This window comes from Nocardia sp. 852002-51101_SCH5132738, assembly GCF_001665695.1.
GTDB classification, from domain to species: domain Bacteria; phylum Actinomycetota; class Actinomycetes; order Mycobacteriales; family Mycobacteriaceae; genus Nocardia; species Nocardia nova.
In genome coordinates, this window is record NZ_LZML01000105.1 from 115,787 (window position 1) to 134,262 (window position 18,476).

Genomic DNA, 18,476 nt, shown 5'->3' on the forward strand with positions numbered 1-18,476 from the left:
AGAGTCACTGCGCCGGTAGCAGTCCGCGTGCCACCAGATCATCGAACAGCACCTGGTCGACAGGCGGCACCGCGGCCCGGTCGGCGTAGGTGAACCAGGCGATTTCGGCGATTTCACTGCTCGGCTCGATGGTGCCGGCGTAGTCCGCGGTGTAACAGCTCATTCGCACCGAAACCTCGGTGGCGCCGGGCAATTCGGCCTCGTAGGTGCCGACGTGGGCCACCGATTCCGGAATCAGCACCACGGTGAGCTCCTCGGAGATCTCCCGGATCAGCGTCTGCCGATCGGTCTCCTCCCCCTCGCGCTTGCCGCCGGGAATGTAGAACTCGTCCTTGCCGTCCGGGCGGGCGCACAGGATCCGGCCGTCCTCGATCAGCACCCATGCCACGGTATCGATGAGGCGTCGTGACGATTCGATCCGCATCCGCGCAGCCTACCCGGGTGTACCCCGACCGCCCGAGCCTCGGGCGACGCCTCCGCGGCCGCGTGATAGACAGAGCTGAACGCAGTGATCGGAAGGTGTGGTGCGATGCCGGACAGTACGCAGCCGACGGGTCCGGTGGAGCTGATCGCGCAACGCTTCCGCCGCGGCAGCGCCGCCGGCGAGCATCGCGATGGGGCCCGCCTGGCCCTGGTCATCGAGGGTGGCTCGGCCCGCGGTGTCTATTCGCACGGCATGGTGACCGGTCTGGAAGAACTCGGGGTGCTGCGGTGTTTCGACGCGGTCTACGGCGCCTCGGCCGGCGCGCTGAACGGGGCGTGGCTGCTGTGCGGGCGAGCGGCGCGGGCACGGCGCGCCTGGCATTCCGATGTGGTGCGGCGGGTGATCTCCCCGGCCCGGGCGTTGCGCGGCGGTCGGGTCGTGGACACCCGATATCTGGTGCACACCGTGTACGAGCGCGTCGTCCCGATGGATTTCGCGGCGATCCTCGGCAATGCGGTCACCTTCCACCCGATCGGCACCGATATCGCCGACGGCAGCGCCGTCGATCTGCGCCCACACATCAGCGATATCCCCACCCTGCAGCGCGCGCTGCGCGCCAGCACCTGCATGCCGGTTCTGGCCGGACGTCCCGTGGCGGTGGGCGACGGGCGCTACGTCGACGCCGGACTGTCCGAATCGGTGCCGATCACCACCGCCCGCGCCCAGGGCGCCACCCACATCGTGGTGCTGCGCACCCGGCGGGCCGATGAGAAGCCCAGCGTCCCTTCGGATTTCGAACGGCGCGTGGTCGCGCGGGTGCTCGGCGCTTCGGGCCCGAAAGTGGCCGAGAGCTGGTTCGCCCGCGCCGCGCAATTCGCAGCCGACGAGCACCGCATGACGGCCGACCCGTCGATTCTGCAGATCCGCCCACCCCTGGGCGCGCCAACGATCGGCCGGGTCGCCCGCGATTCCGCGGTTCTGTTGCGCGCCTTGGACCTGGGGCACGCGGCAACCTTGGCGGCGCTCGGCGGCGCGCTCGAATCCGCGGGAGACGTGGCAATCTGAGTCGGCTGCAACTGTCGAATCCACCCGAATCCCGGCAACGACCTGCGGCAACTCCCCTTGCGGATCGAGCCGGCTTACCTGTTCCGGGGCCAAGTCGGGGTTCCGGTAGCAACTGCCGAAAAAACAGCGGATATGGCGTAGCCGCGGTGGGCCGAGGCTGAATCACGGGTTCGGTCTGCGGTGATCGCTGGTTGCTGGTTGGGTTGGCTCCCAACGTTATTGGTTGGTGCCGGAGCTCAGGATTCGTGGCAACGCGGGTGTTCGCGGATGGGGATTTGGCGCGGCTGCGGGAGTTCCCGGAGATCAGCCGCGAGGAGCTGTTTCGGTACTTCACCGTGTCGCCGGCCGATGCCCGCGTTCATCGATCCAGGGCGTGGTCGCGGTCCGGCCGATCGGCTCGGGATTGCGATCGCGTTGTGCACGCTGCCGTGGTTGGGGTTCGGGCCCGATCGCGTGGTGACCGCCCCGCCGGTGGCGGTGGCGCGGCTGGCCGAGCAGTTGAAGGTCCAGCCCACCGAGTCGGGTGATCCGGCCGGCCCGGTGAGCATGGTCGAACGCATCGCCCACGCCCGTGCGCAGGCCCAGTGCGAGACCTACGACCGTCTGGCCCACGAGTTCACTCCGGCCCGCTGCGTCGAGCTGGACGCGCTGCTGGTCACCGATGTGTCGCTGGGGGTCACGCCGCCGCGGTGGACCTGCGGCGAGCGAGATAGATCGCGGCGCCGAGCACAACGACCGCGCTGCCGGTGAGCACCGACAGCGCTGGCAGCGTGCAGGCAAGGACCAGGCAGCCGACCAACCCGACCACGGGGATCAGCCGCGCTGGTCGGCCCTCGGATGGGGTCAGTGTCCAGGCGGCCGCGTTGGCGATCGCGTAGTAGAGCAGTACGCCGAAGGACGAGAACCCGATCGCGGCACGGACATCGGTGGTTGCGGCGGCGATGGCGACGATCGCGCCGACTGCCAGTTCGGCGTGATGCGGCACGCCGAATCGGGGATGGACCGCTGCCAGGGCGTGCGGTAGATGCCGGTCGCGGGCCATCGCCAGCGTCGTGCGCGAGACTCCGAGGATCAGGGCGAGCAGCGAACCGAGCGCGGCGATCACGGCTCCGATGCGCACCACCGGCTCGAGCCAGCCGACACCGGCAGCCGCCACCACGCTCGACAGCGGAGCGATCGTTTCCGACAATCCTTGCGGCCCGAGCACGCTCAGTGCCGCGACAAGCACAACCGCGTACACGAGCAAAGTGATTCCCAAGGCGAGCGGAATCGCGCGGGGAATCGTGCGAGCGGGGTCGCGGACCTCCTCACCGAGGGTGGCGATCCGCGCGTATCCGGCAAAGGCGAAGAACAGCAGTCCCGCTGCCTGCAACACCCCGACAACGGTGATGTCCGAACCCCATTGCAGCCGTGCGGCATCGGCGGTGCCGCAGGTGGAGGACGCGACCACCACCGCGGCGAGCACGGCCAGCACGATCGACACGATCACCCGGGTCAGCAGGGCCGACTTCTGTACACCGCGATAGTTGACCGCGGTCAGCGCGATGACCGCCGCGGCGGCGACGGCGTGGGCCTGCTGCGGCCACGCGTACGCGCCGACAGTCAAGGCCATCGCCGCACATGACGCGGTCTTGCCGACCACGAAACACCATCCGGCCAGATATCCCCAGAACGCGCCGAGCCGTTCGCGGCCATACACATACGTGCCACCCGAGGCCGGATAACGTGCGGCCAACCGCGCCGAAGAGGTCGCATTGCAGTACGCCACCACCGCCGCGACCGCGAGCCCGAGCAACAGGCCCGAGCCCGCTGCCCGCGCCGCCGGAGCCAGGGCGGCGAAGATCCCCGCCCCGATCATGGCGCCGAGCCCGATCACGACAGCATCGCTCAGCCCCAAGCTGCGACGCAGCTCCTCCGTCGCGACCGACCCCGATTTCCTGGACACCATGCTCCTGACGCAGACCGATTCGTAAATACATCAAATGCAGTTGATGTAATCGCTGCTATCCTCGGCCTATGACGTCGACCCGTCAAGCGGTCCCACCGTTTGTTCATCTCGCCGCGCACCCGCTGCGCTGGCAGTTGCTGACCGAGCTGTCGGACAGCGACTATCGCGTGCGAGAGCTGGTGGCCCGCGTGGGCGAGCCACAGAATCTGATCTCCTACCACCTGCGACTACTACGCGACGGTGGCCTCGTCACCGCCACGCGCAGCAGTCACGACGGCCGAGACAGCTACTACCACCTGGACCTGGACCACAGCGCCGAGCTGCTCGCCGGAGCCGGGACAGTACTGCACCCGGCCTTGCGAATGACGCCCGCGCCCACCGCATTCGAACCCTCGACGCCGTTCGCGGTGCTGTTCGTCTGCACCGGCAACAGCGCCCGCTCCGCGATCGCCGAAGAGCTGTTGCGCTTGCGCACGGGCGCCCGAGTCGAGGTGTTCAGCGCCGGAAGCAATCCGAAGCCGGTCATGCATACCGACACGGTGCGAGTGCTGCGGCAAGAGTACGGCATCGACCTGGCCGGCCGCCTTCCCCGCCGCCTCGACACCCTCGCCGATCATCGCTTCGATGCGGTGATCACCCTATGCGACAAGGCCCGGGAGGTCTGTCCGGACTTCGGTGACGACCCTCGATGGATCCACTGGAGCATCCCCGACCCGGCGGCCTCACACGGCAGCGACGACGACACGTACCCGAGGTTTCAAGCCACGGCCGCCGAAATCGACACCCGCATCCGCTATCTGCTGCCGACTCTCACGAAAAGGACTGCCTGATGACATCATCCACCACCGAATACGCCAGCGTCCGCTACCTCGTCGATGACGTCCAGGCAGCGGCCGACTTCTACACCGGCCACCTCGGTTTCACCCTGCACACCTACGCCATCCCCGCTTTCGCCGACGTCGTCCGAGGCCCACTGCGCCTATTGCTTTCGGGCCCAGCCAGTTCCGGCGCACGCGCCACCCCCGCTGACGCCGCCGGACCAGGCGCCAATCGCATCCACCTCGTCGTCGCCGACCTCGACGCCGAGATCGAACGCCTCCGCGCAAGCGACATCGAATTCCGCAGCGACCTGGTCAGCGGCCCAGGCGGCCGCCAAATTCTGCTCGCCGACCCCGCCGGCAACCTGATCGAACTGTTCCAACCGGCCACCGCGGTCAGCAGCACGCCGAGGTGATCGGTCCGGCAGGCGACGCCGTATTACCTTCCTGTGATCGCGCACCCAGTGCACTACTTGGTGGCAAGACGTGTGCTGTCCCGGTCAACTCGGTCGCACCTTCGACGGATATCTGCTCATGCCTGCGGCTTCAACAGCGTCGCCCGAATGCATGCTATACCCCGGATAACGGGCTGTTATCCGGGGCAACCCAGGCGAAGGCGGGGTGATGGCGGCGAAGGTGACCCGGCTGCGAACCCGCCGGCACGGACTCTGCGCGGCCGAGGCGTTCCTGGACACAATCGGATCGCCCAACACCCGTCGCGCCTACGCCATCGCGATCGTCAAGACCGTCGACGCCCTCGACGAGCCCGGCCCGATCGGGCGCTCACGCGCCCTGGAACTCCCGGCGCGCCGCGGTCGGCAAATGGCTGCACTGGTGCGCTCGCGCAGAGGAACTACTCCAGCTCAACATCGAAGACCTGGACCAGACGGGCCGACACGCCCCGGTGAAGTCCAAAGGCGCCGAACCCCGCACCCGCCGCCGCCCACCACAACCGACCGCCGACGCTGAGCTGCGTCTTTTCCATATCCGTTGTTTTTTCGGCGATTGCTACTGGGACCCCAAGTCGTGCCGATGCAGCGCTGGCCGACCGGCAGCGGGAGCAGCTCTCGAAGAGCTCAGCCCAGGTTCAGTTGGTCGCGGCCGGTGGCGCGGGCGAGATGGACGGCTTCGGCCCGGAGTAGCTCCGAGTCGACATGTTCGTCGTCGAACATGCTCACGGTGAGGGTGTTGTCGATGGTTTCCCACGTTCCGGCGATCCGGCCACCGACGAGGACCAGGGGCGAGATCCAGCCGGCGGTCCGGCTGACCTTCGTGCGATGGGCCGGAGGGAGGAGGACCGGATCCGTGGTGCCGGGGCCGAGAACGTATTGGTCGAAGGGACCGAGCAGGCGGACGCTGTCGGTGGGAGTGGTGGCGGCCAGATCGGCGGCGTCCTCGGTGCGGATCCAGGTCCGGCGGCCCTCGACATCGAATTCGGTGAGTTCGGATCCCAGATCGGAGAACCATTGGCGCACAGTGGTTTTGCGCAACACGCCGCGGATGAGCCAGGCGTTGAACGCCTCCGGCGTGCCCGGACCGTAGGCGCCGAGATAGGCGTGGATCAGGCGTGACGCCGCGATGTCGGTGGGCGGCAGGCCGCTCCAATCGCTCACCGCATGCGCCGGGGCGGTGAAGGTCACCGATGATCCGCGAGCGGGCCCGTAACATAGCACCCCCTGCCAGGCCAGCGGTTTCAACAGCGCGCCCCAGCCGGACCGCAACTGCTCACCCATCGCCGCGAAGCGGCGGTCACGTACCAGTTCGTCGACCAGTTCCGTCCGGCTCAGCACGGCGCCGCCGTCGAGCAGTTCGGCGACCGCGTCGGTCAGCGCCTTCACTTCCCCGGGGTCGGCGCCGAAATTGCGTTGCCACGCGGGCTTCTCCCAGGTGCGCGCCGAGGCGATCAGAGCCAGTGCGGCGGCCGCGGTCTCGGGTGTCATCGCGTGCAGCGTGCCGCGCATCGCCCACGTCTTCAGCAGCTCGCCGGCGTCGAGAGCACGGACGAGCTCTCCGGGTGCTCCCCCGCGCCGCACGGCCACCGCGGTCTCCGCGGCGGACGTCACCTGCGCCTGCACCCCGGCCAGTCGCCGCGCCACCGCGACCGCATCCCCGCCGTCACGCGCTTCGACGAAGCCTCGCCGCAATCGCCACGCGAACACCTGACCCCATGTGACCTTCACCGCACCTCCCACGTCCGCACACCCGCCGATCCGCGCGCTCACCTTACGGCTCGCCACCGACAACCACGGAGGCGTGACGCCTCGCACACCTCGAGGGCAATTCATGCGTGTTTGTGCATGTATTGCTAGTCTGTTGCCGTGACTCCTAAATCCGAAGACTCCCCCGAGCCGTTCTGGACGCTGGAGACCCGGCTCGCCTCGGCACTGCTGATCCTGGCCGGATTCGTGGGCGCGGCCGCCTACACCCACTCCGAGGGCTATTTCGTCACGTTCATGACCGGCAACACCGAGCGTGCCGTCATCGGCGGATTTCTCGGCGACTACACCCTCGCGGCCGGCGCCTTCGCCCTGATCGTGTTCTTTCTCGCCGGCGTCCTGGTGGCCTCGATCTGCCGCCGGCACTGGTGGCGCAATCATCCGCACGGCGCGACCATGCTCGCCACCGCCGCCCTCACCGCGGCCGCCGTCCTCGACACGATTCTCTACCGGCACGACTCCGATCTCGGACTGGTGCCGATCCTGCTCGTCTCGTTCGCGATGGGGTCGCTGAACACCTCGTTCGTCAAGAAGGGCGAGGTGTCGATCCCGGTCACCTACGTCACCGGAACCCTGGTGAAATTCGCTCAGGGCGTGGAGCGGCATATGGCCGGCGGCACCCATCGTGAATGGCTGGGCTACGCGGTGCAGTGGCTGTCGTTCGCCGCCGGCGCCTTGATCGGCGGTCTGGTCTCGCTGGTCGTCGAGGGCGGCGACATGCTCTACACCGCCGTCATCGCCTCCGCGATCGTGGCCGCCTACACCTGGCGCGCGGACCTCAGCTGGGTGCAGCGCCATCCCTCGTCGGACTGACGCGCGCTCCTGCGAGTAACGGGCGCGGCCGTGGTATCTGCGCGACCGGCGGCACCGAATCATAGATGTCAGGTCGTCTCGCCGGCCGCGTTCGCGCTGTCGCCGACCCGCCCGGACCTGGGTTGCGGTGGAGGTAGGTCTCAGAGGGTTCGTATCAGAGGGTCAGGCGTCGGAGAAATGAGGTATCCGGTGAACACTGCTGCCGATATCGACGAGATGGGTCCGATCGACTATCTCGTCATCGAGTTTCCCGCCGACCGGCAACCGGACGGATCGGCGTTGCCGCTGCTGCGAGATCTGGTGGACCGCGGTGTCATCCGAGTCCTGGATCTGGCCTTCGTGCACAAGGATGCCGACGGTTCGCTGACCGGGATCGACATCGCCGATGTCGGGTTGACCGGAGACCTGGATGTGACCCTGTTCGCCGAGGCGGCGACCGGGTTGCTCGACGAGGGTGATCTGCGCGAAGCCGGTAACGCCTTGGAGCCCGGCCATTCGGCCGCGGTCCTCCTCTACGAGAACGCGTGGGCGGCCCCACTGGCGGTCGCGTTGCGGCGCAACGGCGCCGAACTCGTCGCGTCCGGTCGCATTCCGGTGCAGGCCATCCTCTCGACCCTCGACAAACTCGAGGCTGATACCTAAGGAGAAGCAGCATGCCCGGACTACTTCGTGGCGTCGCCCGCACCGCGGTGGTCGCCGGAACGGCCACGGCCGTATCCAATCGCGTGTCGCGCCGTCAGGGCCAGCGCTGGGCCGCACAGGAGGAGTATCAGTACCAGCAACAACCGCCGCCGCCCGCACCGAGCGGCGGGGGCACCGACCGCATCGCCGCCCTGAAGCAATTGGGCGAGTTGAAAGCCCAGGGGGTGCTCACCGAGCAGGAATTCGAATCGGAGAAGGCGCGCATTCTCGCGTCGTGACCACCGGGCGCCACCACACGGAGATCAGGAGAAGCAGCATGAAACTCGTCAAGGCGGTAGCAGTGCTGGCGACCGGTGCGGCAGCGCTGATTCCGATCGCCGCATGTTCCTCGGACAACAACAGCAGTCCGGCCACGGTCACCACGACCACGGAGCACGGCGAGCACACCGATATGCGAAGCAGTCTCGCCACCACGGCCTCGTCGGTGGTCGGCTCGGCCCTCAACTCCGCGCAGCAGGCGGTGCAGAACGCGATCAACAGCGTCCTGTCCGCGGCGCCGATCACCTTCGACAAGGGCAGCTCCGATCTGAGCCCGACCGACGTCGCCACGATCAAAGCGGTGGCGCTTCCGCTCAAAGGCAACGACACCGCGGTGAAGATCGAAACCTACGCCGTCGACTCGAACTCCGGGGCGGCCGACTCGCTCGCCGAGGCGCGGGGCAACAACGTCGCCACGGCCCTGCAGAACGAGGGGATCGACAAGGGGCGCATCTCCGTCCACGCGGAGGGCAATCCGATCGAGTCGAACGTGCAGATCGATCAGGCGACGATCTCCGTCACCATGAAATAGCGGTCACCGTTCGGCGTCCGGCTCGCCGCCCTCCGCCTCCGTGCGCGTCGGGCCGGGCATCAGCACCTTGGTGATCGTCGCCGCCCCGACCACCACCAACGACAGCACGAAAAGCCAACTGATGGCGGTGAACACCGGGCCCAGCAGCCCGAACTTGGCCTGCGCGGACGCCGTGATCTTCGGCAGTACCAGACGTCCCGCCGCCCGGACCGCCGTCAGTCCGACAGCTGTCAGGGCCCCGGTCGTCCACAGTGCCGGCCCGCGCAGCTTGCCCAGCGTGAGCAGGTACGCGCAGAGCGTCCACACGATCATCCACACCAGCAACTCGCCGCCGACGGTGAGAGGCAGCCCGAAGTAGCGCAGTCCGGCGAGTTCGCGCACGGCCCCGATGGTCGCCGCCGAGAATGCGACGACGAGCAGGACCACCGGCCAACGCCAGGCATCGCGCAAACCGATCGCCGGCACATCCCACAGCTTGCCGTAGATCCGGGCGAGGGTTTTGGCGAACGAGGCGCCGCTGATCACGACCATCAGCAACCCGACGACCCCGAACGCGGCGAATGTCGGATCGCTTGCCGCGACGACACCGAAGGCGGACCGGAACGTCGCCCGGTCCAGGCCCAGCTGGTCGTCGATCGCGCGGGTCGCGAGATCCAGCTGGGAGAAGACGGACCCGGCGATGATCACGGGCAGCACGCAGGTGAAGATCTTGGCCGCCAGCGTCATCGATCGATCCACGATTTCGATATCGGCGAATTCGCCGATCACCTGCCGGAGCGGCCCGGACCAGGAACCCGGTGAACCCCGGCGCGCCACGGCCGTCGTGGCGCTCAGATTCATCGACCACATAGCGTCGATTCAACTCCGGCCGATGCGTGTGCGCGAGCGCCGAAACAACGATATTCGTGGCCGGGTTATGCGCGCGGGCCGGGTCGCTTGTCCATCAACCGCAGAATGAGCGGGGTGAAGATCAGCTGCATCGCCAGATCCATCTTGCCGCCCGGCACCACGATGCAGTTCGGGCGCGACATGAACGAATCGTGCAGCATCGACAGCAGATACGGGAAATCGATCACCTTCGGATCGGCGAAACGGATCACGACGAAACTCTCGTCGGCGGTCGGAATGCTGCGGGCGGTGAACGGATTCGAGGTGTCCACGGTCGGCACCCGTTGAAAATTGACGTACGTGCGCGAGAACTGCGGGCAGATGTACTTCACGTAGTCGGGCATGCGCCGCAGGATCGTATCGATCACCGCCTCGCTGGAATAGCCTCGCTCGGTCTTATCACGAATGACCTTCTGAATCCATTCCAGGTTCACGATGGGCACCACACCCACCAGCAGATCCGCGTAACGCGCCACATCGACGGTGCCGGTGACCGCGGCGCCGTGCAACCCCTCGTAGAACAGCAGGTCGCTGCCGGGGGCGAGTTCCTCCCACGGCGTGAACGTGCCCGGTTCCAGTCCGAAGGGTTTGGCCTCGGTCTCGTCGTGCAGATATTTGCGTACCAGGCCGACGCCGGACTGGCCGTAATCGCGAAAGAGGCTTTCCAGTTCGGTGAGCAGATTGGCCTCCGGGCCGAAATGCGAGAAATGCAGGTTCAGATCGGCTTCGGCCTCGGCCATCGCCGCCTGCATTTGGCCGCGATCGTAGCGATGGAACGAATCCCCCTCCACGATCGCGGCATTGATGCCCTCCCGCCGGAAGATCTCCTGGAAGGTCCGGGTGACACTGGTCGTTCCAGCGCCGGAGGAACCGGTAATGGCGACCACGGGATGCTTGCGCGACATGACGTCTCGATTCGATCAGCCGGCGTTCAATGGCGCGCCGGTCGGAACAGGGTGCGGGTGCCGAACAACGACGCGTCGAACGGTGGCCCGGCATCGGGTTCACGGTGATAGCGCTCGATCCGGCGCACCTCGTTGAGCGATCCGAAAACCAGCGGGATCTGCTGATGCAGGTGCTCGGGAATCACCTCGAGCACCCGCTCGTGGCCGGTGGTCGCGGCACCGCCGGCCTGTTCGATGACAAAGGCGATGGGATTGGCGCCGTAGAGCAGCGAGACCCGCCCCGGCCGGCCGGGATCGCGGGTGTCGTACGGATACAGGTAGACCCCGCCGCGGGTGAGGATATGGAAGGCGTCGGCGACCAGCGACGCCACCCAGCGCATATTGAAGTCGCGCGACCGCGGCCCCTCCACCCCGTCGAGACATTCGTGCACATAACGCCGCACCGGGCGCTGCCAGAACCGCTCGTTGGCGGCATTGATCGCGAATCCCGAGGTGTCCTCCGGAATGCGCATGCGGGGATGAGTGAGGACGAAGGCGCCGATCTCCCGATCGAGAGTGAATCCGTCGACTCCGCTGCCGGTGGTGAGAACCAGCATCGTCGCCGGGCCGTACAGCGTGAATCCCGCGCACACCTGCCGTACGCCCGGTTGCAGAAAATCCGCCGCCTGCGGCGCCCGCCCGTCCTCCGGTGCGCGCAGCACACTGAATATCGTGCCGACCGGCAGGTTCACGTCGATATTCGAGGAGCCGTCCAGGGGATCGAAGGCCAGCATGTATTTGCCTCGGCGCACCTCCCCCGGCACCGGATGGAATCCGTTCATCTGTTCCGACAGCAGCGCCGACAACGGCCCGCTCGATTCGGATTGCTCCACCATGATGTCGTTGGCGATGGCGTCCATGCGCCGATGCAGGCTCACCGGCGGATCCGTGCCGTCGGTTGCGCCGAGCGCGCCCACGATGCGACCGCGGGTCACCTGATTGGCGATGATCTTCGCCGCGGTGGACACCACATTGAGCAGCGCGGAGAATTCCCCGGAAGAACCGGGATGCCGATGTTCCTGTTCGATCGTGTAGCGGGTGAGGGTTTTCATTCCGTCGGGCATGCCACCTCCTCCGCGGCACGCGCACCATCGCCGAAAACGCTGCTGCCGTAGATGTCTTCGGCCGTCAACGTCATCAGATCGGCCTTGCCGAGCGGGCGATGCTCCTGCACGAGCCGATTGGCCTGGCGCAGCCGGCACCGGTCCACGGCGTTGCGGACACTGCGCGCATTCGCGAACCGCGGCCGCGCCATCCGCGCATCCAGGTAGTCGTCGAAGGCCGCTGCCGCCGAATCGCCGAACCGGAAATTCTGCTGTGCCACCATCACTTCCGCGATCGCCAGCAGTTCCTCGCGCGTGTAGTCCGGGAATTCGATGTGGTGGGCCACGCGCGAGGACAGACCGGGATTCGCGGAGAAGAACGTCTCCATCCGGTCCGGATATCCGGCGAAGATCACCACCAGGCTGGAACGTTCGGTCTCCATCTCCTGCAGCAGGATCTCGATGACCTCCTGTCCGTAGTCCCGTTCGTTCTCCGGCCGGAACAGGTAGTAGGCCTCGTCGATGAACAGCACTCCCCCCGCCGCTTTGGCCAGTGCTTCCTTGGTCTTGGGGGCGGTGTGGCCGATGAACTGGCCCACCAGGTCGTCGCGGGTCACCGTGTGCACCTTCGGTTTCCGGATGTAGCCGAGGGCGTGCAGCATCTCCGCCATCCGCAGGGCGACCGTCGTCTTCCCGGTGCCGGGACCGCCGGTGAAACTCATATGCATGGTGGGACGGTCGGCCTGCAATCCGAACCGCTGCCGGGCCCGGTCGATCAGCAGCAACGCCGCGATCTCGCGCACCCGCTGCTTGACCGTGGCCAGCCCGATCAGTTCCGCATCGAGGCGGGCCAGGGTGTCCTCGACGTTCTTACCGGCCAGATCCGTCGACAGATCGACGGTCGCGTCGTCGGCCAGCGTGATTTCCGACGGGTCGGGATCCGCGGGCGGCTCGATGTGATTCGCACCCGCACCGCTCGCCCCGGGCCGGTACATCCGGAATCCCGATCCGCTGCCCGGTGTGCCGCCGGACATCGCCGGCCTCCCGTCCACCATCGCCTCAGTCCCGGTAGCGCGCGCCCGCGGGCACGTCGGTGGCGTAGGACCGCAGGCCGTAGTGCTGCCGGCGATCCTCGGTCTCGGTGCGTACCACCAGGAAGCCCGGTTCGTCGGCGGGCCGCTGCACCAGGAAACTCAGTGCGGTCGTCTGCCTGCCGTAACTCGCGTCGTAGGCGTTGACGCGGATGTAGTGGTGCGGGAACGTCGAACGGCAGGCGTTCACCTCGGCGAGCACACCGTCGGGTTCGTCGAGGTCGAACAGCGGCAACCCCCACATCTCCCAGTAGACGTTGCGTGGATGCGGATCGTCGGTGTACTCGATCGAGACGGGCCAGTTGTTGAGCAGCGCATAGCGGATCTGAGCGCCGATTTCGGTATCGGTCAGGTCGGGCAGATGGGAGAACGTCCCTTGACGCAGATGCATTGCGTCTCCTTGTGTGTCGTCGGGTCGATCGGGCCGGGCGGTCAGGCGGTGACCGTCGGTACCGCGTCGGGGGCGTCGGTGGAGGTGTAGTCGAAGGTGACATCGCCCCAGGTCGCGAGCGCGACGTCCAGTGACGGACAGATCCTCGCGGCGGCGCGCAGGGCGTCGGGCCCCTCCTTCAGCAGATCGCGACCTTCGTTGCGCGCCTTGACCATTGCCTCCAGGGCGACCCGGTTGGCCTCCGCGCCCGCGGCGATACCCATCGGGTGGCCGATGGTGCCGCCGCCGAACTGCAGGATCGCGTCGTCGCCGAACAGATCCAGCAGTTGATGCATCTGTCCCGCGTGGATTCCGCCCGATGCCACCGGCATCACTCCGGGCAGACTCGCCCAGTCCTGGTCGAAGAAGATGCCGTTGCGTGGATTGGCCGGAATGTGGTTGTCGCGCAACGTATCGTAGAAACCCTTCACCGTGTGCGGGTCCCCCTCGAGCTTGCCGATGACGGTGCCGGCGTGCAGGTGATCCACGCCGATGAGGCGGCACCATTTCGCCAGCACCCGGAAGCTGACACCGTGGGTCTTCTGCCGGGTGAACGTCGAATGCCCGGCCCGGTGCAGATGCAACAGCATGCCGTTGCGCCGCGCCCACTTCGACATCGACTGCATCGCCGTGTAGCCGACGGTGAGGTCCATCATCACGATCACGCTGCCGAGCGATTTCGCGAACTCCGCGCGCTCGTACATATCCTCCATCGTGGCGGCCGTGATATTGAGATAATGACCCTTCAATTCTCCCGTTTCCGCAGTCGCACGGTTCACGCCCTCCATGGCGAACAGATAGCGATCGCGCCATCGCATGAACGGCTGCGAGTTGATGTTCTCGTCGTCCTTGGTGAAATCGAGGCCGCCCTTACATGCCTCGTACACCACCCGTCCGTAGTTGCGCGCCGAGAGGCCGAGTTTCGGCTTCACGGTCGCCCCCAGCAACGGCCGGCCGTACTTGTTCAGATATTCCCGTTCCATAACGATTCCGTGCGGCGGTCCCTGAAAGGTCTTGACATAGGCCACCGGAATACGCATGTCCTCGAGCCGCAATGCCTGGAGCGGTTTGAAACCGAAGACATTGCCGATCACCGAGGACGTGAGATTGGTGATCGAGCCCTCTTCGAAAAGGTCCAGATCATAGGCGATATAGGCGAAATACTCTCCCGGCCGCCCCGGTACCTCCTCGACCCGATAGCATTTGGCCCGGTAGCGGTCGTGCGCGGTGAGCCGGTCGGTCCACACGACAGTCCATGTGGCAGTGGAGGATTCGCCGGCCACGGCAGCTGCCGCCTCGATCGGGTCCACCCCCGGTTGCGGCGTCACCCGGAACACCGCCAGCACATCGGTATCGCACGGTTGATAGTCCGCGTCGTAATAGCCCATCGACGCATACGAGTGCACGCCCGGATCCCAGCGGTCACGAGTCGATTCGTCGGTCATCGGTCCTCCTGTATTTTGCGGGACACCCGCACCCGGTCGGCGTCGCGAGCCGCTGCGCGAATCTCACCTGCGACACCTCTTGGGATGCTGCGGCGAGTGCGCAGATTCAGGATGCGGGCACCGCCCGGCGAGGACAATTCGATTGTTTCCGGTCTCGCTCAACCGAATCGTTGAGTTTGCTACCGTCTGTAGATGGGAACGGTGAGTGCGGTCCGAATGGAAACGTTCCTGGCTGTGGCCCGGCACAACAGCATTCGGCGCGCCGCTGCGCAACTGCACATCACCGAGGCGGCCGCATCGGCGGCGGTGGCACATATCGAAAAGCAGCTCGGCGCGAAACTGATCGCGAAATCCGGACGCGGTATCGCACTCACCGAGGCGGGGCGGGTCTATGCCGAATACTGCCGCAGCATCCTGGGTTTGATGAAAGAGGCGCATGCCGCGGTCCGCCGCGCCGAAACGGGGCGGTTGCGTATCGGGGTGGTGGCGACCGCCGGGGAATACGTACTGCTGCGGCTGCTGGTGTCGTTTCGCGACCGCTACCCCGAGATCGAACTGGGTCTGTCGATCCACCCGCGCGATCTGCTGTTCATCGAATTACAGCACCACGAAACCGATCTCGTGATCGCCGGGCGTCCGCCGCGCGACACCGGACTGGTGGTGCGGGCGCGCCGGCCCAGCCGCCTGGTCGTGGTGGGAGCGCCGGGACGATCCCACGATCCGCGCACCACGACCTGGCTGTTGCGCGGCCCCGGCTCGGGCACCAGGGACACCACATTGGCCCTGCTGGATCGGCTGCAGATCCGCCCACCCGCCCTCACCCTCGGCACCCACGGCGCCGTCCTCGCCGCCGCCCGGGAAGGGCTGGGGATCACGCTGATTCACAGCGACGCGGTGGAAGCCGATGTGGCGCAAGGCAATCTGGTCGTCGTGCCGGTCGAGGGAACACCGCTGGACCGGCCGTGGCATGCGGTGACGACCGGCACCCCGACTCCGGCGGCGCGCCTGTTCGTCGCGCATATGGTCGATCCCGCCCGGGTGGGTGACCACGCCTTCCACCCGACCACCGACCACCCCGCCGGCCCCTTGCCGACCACCTCCGCCGCCCCCGAACCGGCCCCGAAGCGTCATCCGGCCACGCGACGCCCCGGCACCGGACCGGAAGTGTCTCCACGGCCGGAGCCGTAGCGTCACGGCTGCCAGGGATCGGCGCCCATCTCGGGCTTGAGATGGTGCAGATTGGTGATCCGGCGTGCGGATTCCCGCAACTGGCGCCTGTGCTGCTCCAACGCGGGGTCGTTGGTCACCACCGACCGGTGATATCTCTCCGCGATCGCCAGGTGGTTCTCGGCCAGTCGGTTGCCGATGTAGTAGCGGGTGTCGCGACCGGCATTGTTCCACTGGTCCGGAGTGATCCGGCGTATCGCCGTCTCGGAGTCCCAGGATCGCTCGACCAGCCGCACGAAATTGTGATCGATCGCGGCGCCGTCCTCGGGAGCGTTGGCGTGGCGCCTGAAGTTGGCCGCGGCCACCACCGCCTGCGCGGAGAAGGCCTCGTGCGCGCGATCGCCGACGTGGTTGTCGACGGCCATCGACGCGGCGAGCGCCTTTTGCAGCGGGGCGAACCCGTACGGCGACGCGTCCCGGAGACTCGCCTTCTGCACGGCCAATGCCCGCAGCGCGTCGATGACTCCCTGATCGGTGGCTCCGGTCGCCAAAAGGGTGGGAGCGAGGTACAGATCCGGCACCCGGCTGTCGGTCAACCCGTCCAGCGCGTTGGCCACGCCGAGGGTCGACTCCAAACCGTCGCCGCCGGCGCGCGCGAGCGCCTTCTCGCGCCAGTTCAGCCGGTTCAGCTGGAGCCATTGCGCACCCTCGCGGTTCAGGGGCGCGCTGTCCATATTCGCCAGATCCGCGCGCTTGCGCCGTAGCGCGAACGGATTCAGCGGTCCCATGGTGCGCCCGGCGGCCCAGGCGGCGATCGGTGACGAGTTCAAGGTGTTCAGGGCCGCCACGGTGGTCAAAAGCTTCGTCGGAGAATGCCCGCCGGATCCGCCACCGGGCATGCCGAGGGCGGTCTTTCCCCCGGCCCCCGTGGCGAAGCCACCCTGGGTCGCGAGTGCGAATCGGTTGGCGATCCAGTCGTTTCCTCTGTCCAGGTTGAAATCGAGGCGGCGCAGCTGCGTGATCGCGATGATCTCGACACACACGACGATTATCAGAACCGCGAACACCTGGCCCTGCGCCTGGTCGAACAGGCCGCCGAGAAGGACGAGGTATATCCCGAGAAATATAATGAAGGCCACCATTTTGAATCCGGACACGAAGGAATGCACGAGACTTCGCACCAGGTGCGTCTGGGTGGGTCCGTATATGAATCCGCCCGCGGCGAACCCGAATATCGTCATGAACGCGTAGTAAATGGCGTCGAACGCCGTGCGCATGATTTTGAGGGCCATGTAGACGCCGAACAGGATTGTTATCAAGCCGCAGAGGATCAGCACCAGGCCGGTACCGACCTGCGACATCGTCGGATGATCGATGCGGTGGATCGCATCCATGTCATGACAGTTCTCCAGGCCCGAGTGCAGCAGATTCTTGCTGCCGGCCGTGATTCCGGCGGTCCACGCGTTCCGGCACGCGGAATTGCCGTCGATGACATGTCCGAAATTCCATACCTGCACCGGCTTGCGTACCAAGTTGTCCGCCAGGCCGCTCTGGATGTTCTTCACAAATTCACCGGCCGCGGGCATGGATCGGCCTTGCAGGCCTGCTACCACGGCAATGCCGAGGTCGCGGCCCTGGGCCATCAGTCCGTCGGAGGAGAGGACATCGGCCAGCGGGTTCGCCAGGAAGAACGGTCCGGCTATGCCGATGAGAATCATCGTTACCGCTTGTGACGTGGCTTTGGAATGGAATCCGCGCACGACGAACCAGGCCACGACGAGTGCGCCGATGGTTGCCGCGGTGACGAGCATCATCGGAGTCGCCAGCTGTTCGGTGAGTGCGGAGGCCAGCCCGCGCAGCGGGTTTGCCAGCATATCCAGCCATTTGAAGCTGAGGGCCATGCCGATGAGCCATATGGCGGTCGTCATGATGACGACGTACAGGATCAGTTCGAACCCGAGAGCCGCCCACAACACCGTGGTGCCGGGATGCAGTATTCCGGGGTCTTTCGTGGCGAATTGATAGTTCGCCAGCGGGGCCCCGGTGGAATCGTGTATCTGCATCCAACTGACGGCATCCACGGACGAACTGTCGTCTCCGGTATCGGTACCGGGTTGCGCCCGCGCCATTCCGATCATGCCAGGCGGTGCGAGGACGGCCAGCACCGAGAGAAACAGGAAAAGAAAGAGCCGGCGGCGTATCGGCGAAATGCCGGGCTTCGACGGACTCGCCATCGGCTGTGAAGCTGCGGTAATGCGATCGATTCTCATCGGTCGTGCCAACTTCCGGTAAGAGAGCAGCGTTGTAGCCGTGCCGAAAGCCGCCCTTCGACTCGGGGCGTTTTTTACATGCTCGGACTACCCGCCGCTCGCATTGTCGAGGGGGTTCACACAGGTGACGCGCGGCCGGAACCCGAGCCGCCGCAGACAGAATTCGGCTACGGAGCCCAGCGTTCCGGCTTCGATATCAGTGCTGTTGCAGACTGCGATGCCGACAACCAGTGCAACGCAGACGGAAAGGCGTGATCACCCGAGTCGCGTCGTCATCGCAAGCGACGGCGACCGCGTCTCCGGGCGGTGAAACGGCGATCGACGTTACATCGCGAGCTCAGCTCGAGCGCGGGCGTCCCACTCGGGGTTTCGAGTGGTCGAAGCGCTGTGTTGCGCGCGGAGTTCGTTTGCCGCTGTGTTCA

Annotated in this window: 18 protein-coding genes and 1 pseudogene; 9 read left to right on the forward strand and 10 right to left on the reverse strand. The window is 66.5% G+C overall.

All coding sequences use genetic code 11. The features are described from left to right. Positions 1 to 4: 4 nt before the first annotated feature. On the reverse strand, positions 5 to 424 hold the full coding sequence (locus A5789_RS15435; RefSeq protein ID WP_030514386.1) for an NUDIX domain-containing protein: 420 nt from the start codon (positions 422 to 424) through the stop codon (positions 5 to 7). Positions 425 to 529: 105 nt separating this feature from the next. Here A5789_RS15435 and A5789_RS15440 point away from each other — a divergent pair, with 105 nt between their 5' ends. Both A5789_RS15440 and A5789_RS15445 read left to right on the forward strand, forming a co-directional pair. Then, the gene (locus tag A5789_RS15440) at positions 530 to 1,489 is read left to right on the forward strand and encodes a patatin family protein (protein ID WP_064907053.1); all 960 of its coding nucleotides are present in this window, start codon (positions 530 to 532) and stop codon (positions 1,487 to 1,489) included. Between the two features lie 245 nt (positions 1,490 to 1,734). Then, positions 1,735 to 2,182, forward strand: a pseudogene (locus tag A5789_RS15445) (DUF4158 domain-containing protein); the annotation flags it as partial. On the opposite strand, the gene A5789_RS15450 reads toward A5789_RS15445, so the two are convergent. Then, positions 2,166 to 3,437, reverse strand: coding sequence for an APC family permease (locus A5789_RS15450; protein ID WP_195063800.1), 1,272 nt, complete (start codon positions 3,435 to 3,437; stop codon positions 2,166 to 2,168). The pseudogene A5789_RS15445 and the gene A5789_RS15450 overlap by 17 nt on opposite strands. Positions 3,438 to 3,505: 68 nt before the next feature. On the opposite strand from A5789_RS15450, the gene A5789_RS15455 reads away from it, so the two are divergent. Both A5789_RS15455 and A5789_RS15460 read left to right on the forward strand, forming a co-directional pair. Further along, positions 3,506 to 4,267, forward strand: coding sequence for an ArsR family transcriptional regulator (locus tag A5789_RS15455; RefSeq protein ID WP_064907048.1), 762 nt, complete (start codon positions 3,506 to 3,508; stop codon positions 4,265 to 4,267). Next, on the forward strand, positions 4,267 to 4,671 hold the full coding sequence (locus A5789_RS15460) for a VOC family protein (RefSeq protein ID WP_064907047.1): 405 nt from the start codon (positions 4,267 to 4,269) through the stop codon (positions 4,669 to 4,671). Before A5789_RS15455 ends, A5789_RS15460 begins: the two co-directional genes overlap by 1 nt. Before the next feature lie 660 nt (positions 4,672 to 5,331). Here the strand turns inward: A5789_RS15460 and A5789_RS15465 are convergent. Further along, complete coding sequence (locus A5789_RS15465) at positions 5,332 to 6,435, reverse strand: winged helix DNA-binding domain-containing protein (protein ID WP_064907084.1); 1,104 nt, start codon at positions 6,433 to 6,435, stop codon at positions 5,332 to 5,334. 138 nt (positions 6,436 to 6,573) lie between these two features. Between A5789_RS15465 and A5789_RS15470 the strand changes: the two genes are divergently transcribed. The 4 genes from A5789_RS15470 to A5789_RS15485 all read left to right on the forward strand — a co-directional run bounded on the left by A5789_RS15470 (position 6,574) and on the right by A5789_RS15485 (position 8,776). Then, positions 6,574 to 7,284 (forward strand): YoaK family protein, encoded by a 711-nt coding sequence (locus A5789_RS15470; RefSeq protein ID WP_082857036.1) that lies wholly within the window; start codon positions 6,574 to 6,576, stop codon positions 7,282 to 7,284. Positions 7,285 to 7,461: 177 nt separating this feature from the next. Then, positions 7,462 to 7,926 (forward strand): DUF6325 family protein, encoded by a 465-nt coding sequence (locus A5789_RS15475; protein WP_063014771.1) that lies wholly within the window; start codon positions 7,462 to 7,464, stop codon positions 7,924 to 7,926. An 11-nt stretch (positions 7,927 to 7,937) separates the two neighbouring features. Continuing rightward, a complete protein-coding gene (locus A5789_RS15480) occupies positions 7,938 to 8,204 on the forward strand; it encodes an SHOCT domain-containing protein (protein WP_063014769.1) in 267 nt (88 codons plus the stop codon). Between the two features lie 38 nt (positions 8,205 to 8,242). Next, a complete protein-coding gene (locus tag A5789_RS15485; RefSeq protein ID WP_063910788.1) occupies positions 8,243 to 8,776 on the forward strand; it encodes an OmpA family protein in 534 nt (177 codons plus the stop codon). Positions 8,777 to 8,779: 3 nt separating this feature from the next. Here the strand turns inward: A5789_RS15485 and A5789_RS15490 are convergent, their stop codons facing one another. The 6 genes from A5789_RS15490 to A5789_RS15515 form a co-directional block, all read right to left on the reverse strand. Further along, positions 8,780 to 9,616 carry a hypothetical protein gene (locus tag A5789_RS15490; protein WP_156773012.1) on the reverse strand — a complete coding sequence of 279 codons (837 nt, stop codon included), beginning with the start codon at positions 9,614 to 9,616 and terminating at the stop codon, positions 8,780 to 8,782. A 74-nt stretch (positions 9,617 to 9,690) separates the two neighbouring features. Beyond that, positions 9,691 to 10,569: a phosphoribulokinase gene (locus A5789_RS15495; RefSeq protein ID WP_064907045.1), complete on the reverse strand. Its 879-nt coding sequence runs from the start codon at positions 10,567 to 10,569 to the stop codon at positions 9,691 to 9,693. A gap of 26 nt (positions 10,570 to 10,595) precedes the next feature. Next, on the reverse strand, positions 10,596 to 11,672 hold the full coding sequence (locus tag A5789_RS15500) for a class 1 fructose-bisphosphatase (protein WP_063014761.1): 1,077 nt from the start codon (positions 11,670 to 11,672) through the stop codon (positions 10,596 to 10,598). Next, entirely contained in the window at positions 11,657 to 12,685 is a 1,029-nt protein-coding gene (locus tag A5789_RS15505; protein WP_082857043.1) for an AAA family ATPase, read from the reverse strand. The genes A5789_RS15500 and A5789_RS15505 overlap by 16 nt, the downstream gene beginning before the upstream one ends. A 25-nt stretch (positions 12,686 to 12,710) precedes the next feature. After that, complete coding sequence (locus A5789_RS15510; protein ID WP_063014759.1) at positions 12,711 to 13,133, reverse strand: ribulose bisphosphate carboxylase small subunit; 423 nt, start codon at positions 13,131 to 13,133, stop codon at positions 12,711 to 12,713. A gap of 41 nt (positions 13,134 to 13,174) precedes the next feature. Further along, positions 13,175 to 14,617 carry a form I ribulose bisphosphate carboxylase large subunit gene (locus A5789_RS15515; RefSeq protein WP_062964442.1) on the reverse strand — a complete coding sequence of 481 codons (1,443 nt, stop codon included), beginning with the start codon at positions 14,615 to 14,617 and terminating at the stop codon, positions 13,175 to 13,177. A 192-nt stretch (positions 14,618 to 14,809) separates the two neighbouring features. Here A5789_RS15515 and A5789_RS15520 point away from each other — a divergent pair, with 192 nt between their 5' ends. Beyond that, complete coding sequence (locus A5789_RS15520) at positions 14,810 to 15,805, forward strand: LysR family transcriptional regulator (RefSeq protein WP_228793406.1); 996 nt, start codon at positions 14,810 to 14,812, stop codon at positions 15,803 to 15,805. Between the two features lie 2 nt (positions 15,806 to 15,807). Here A5789_RS15520 and A5789_RS15525 read toward each other — a convergent pair whose 3' ends face one another. After that, the gene (locus A5789_RS15525) at positions 15,808 to 17,865 is read right to left on the reverse strand and encodes a TcpD family membrane protein (RefSeq protein WP_155525676.1); all 2,058 of its coding nucleotides are present in this window, start codon (positions 17,863 to 17,865) and stop codon (positions 15,808 to 15,810) included. Between the last annotated feature and the right edge of the window lie 611 nt (positions 17,866 to 18,476).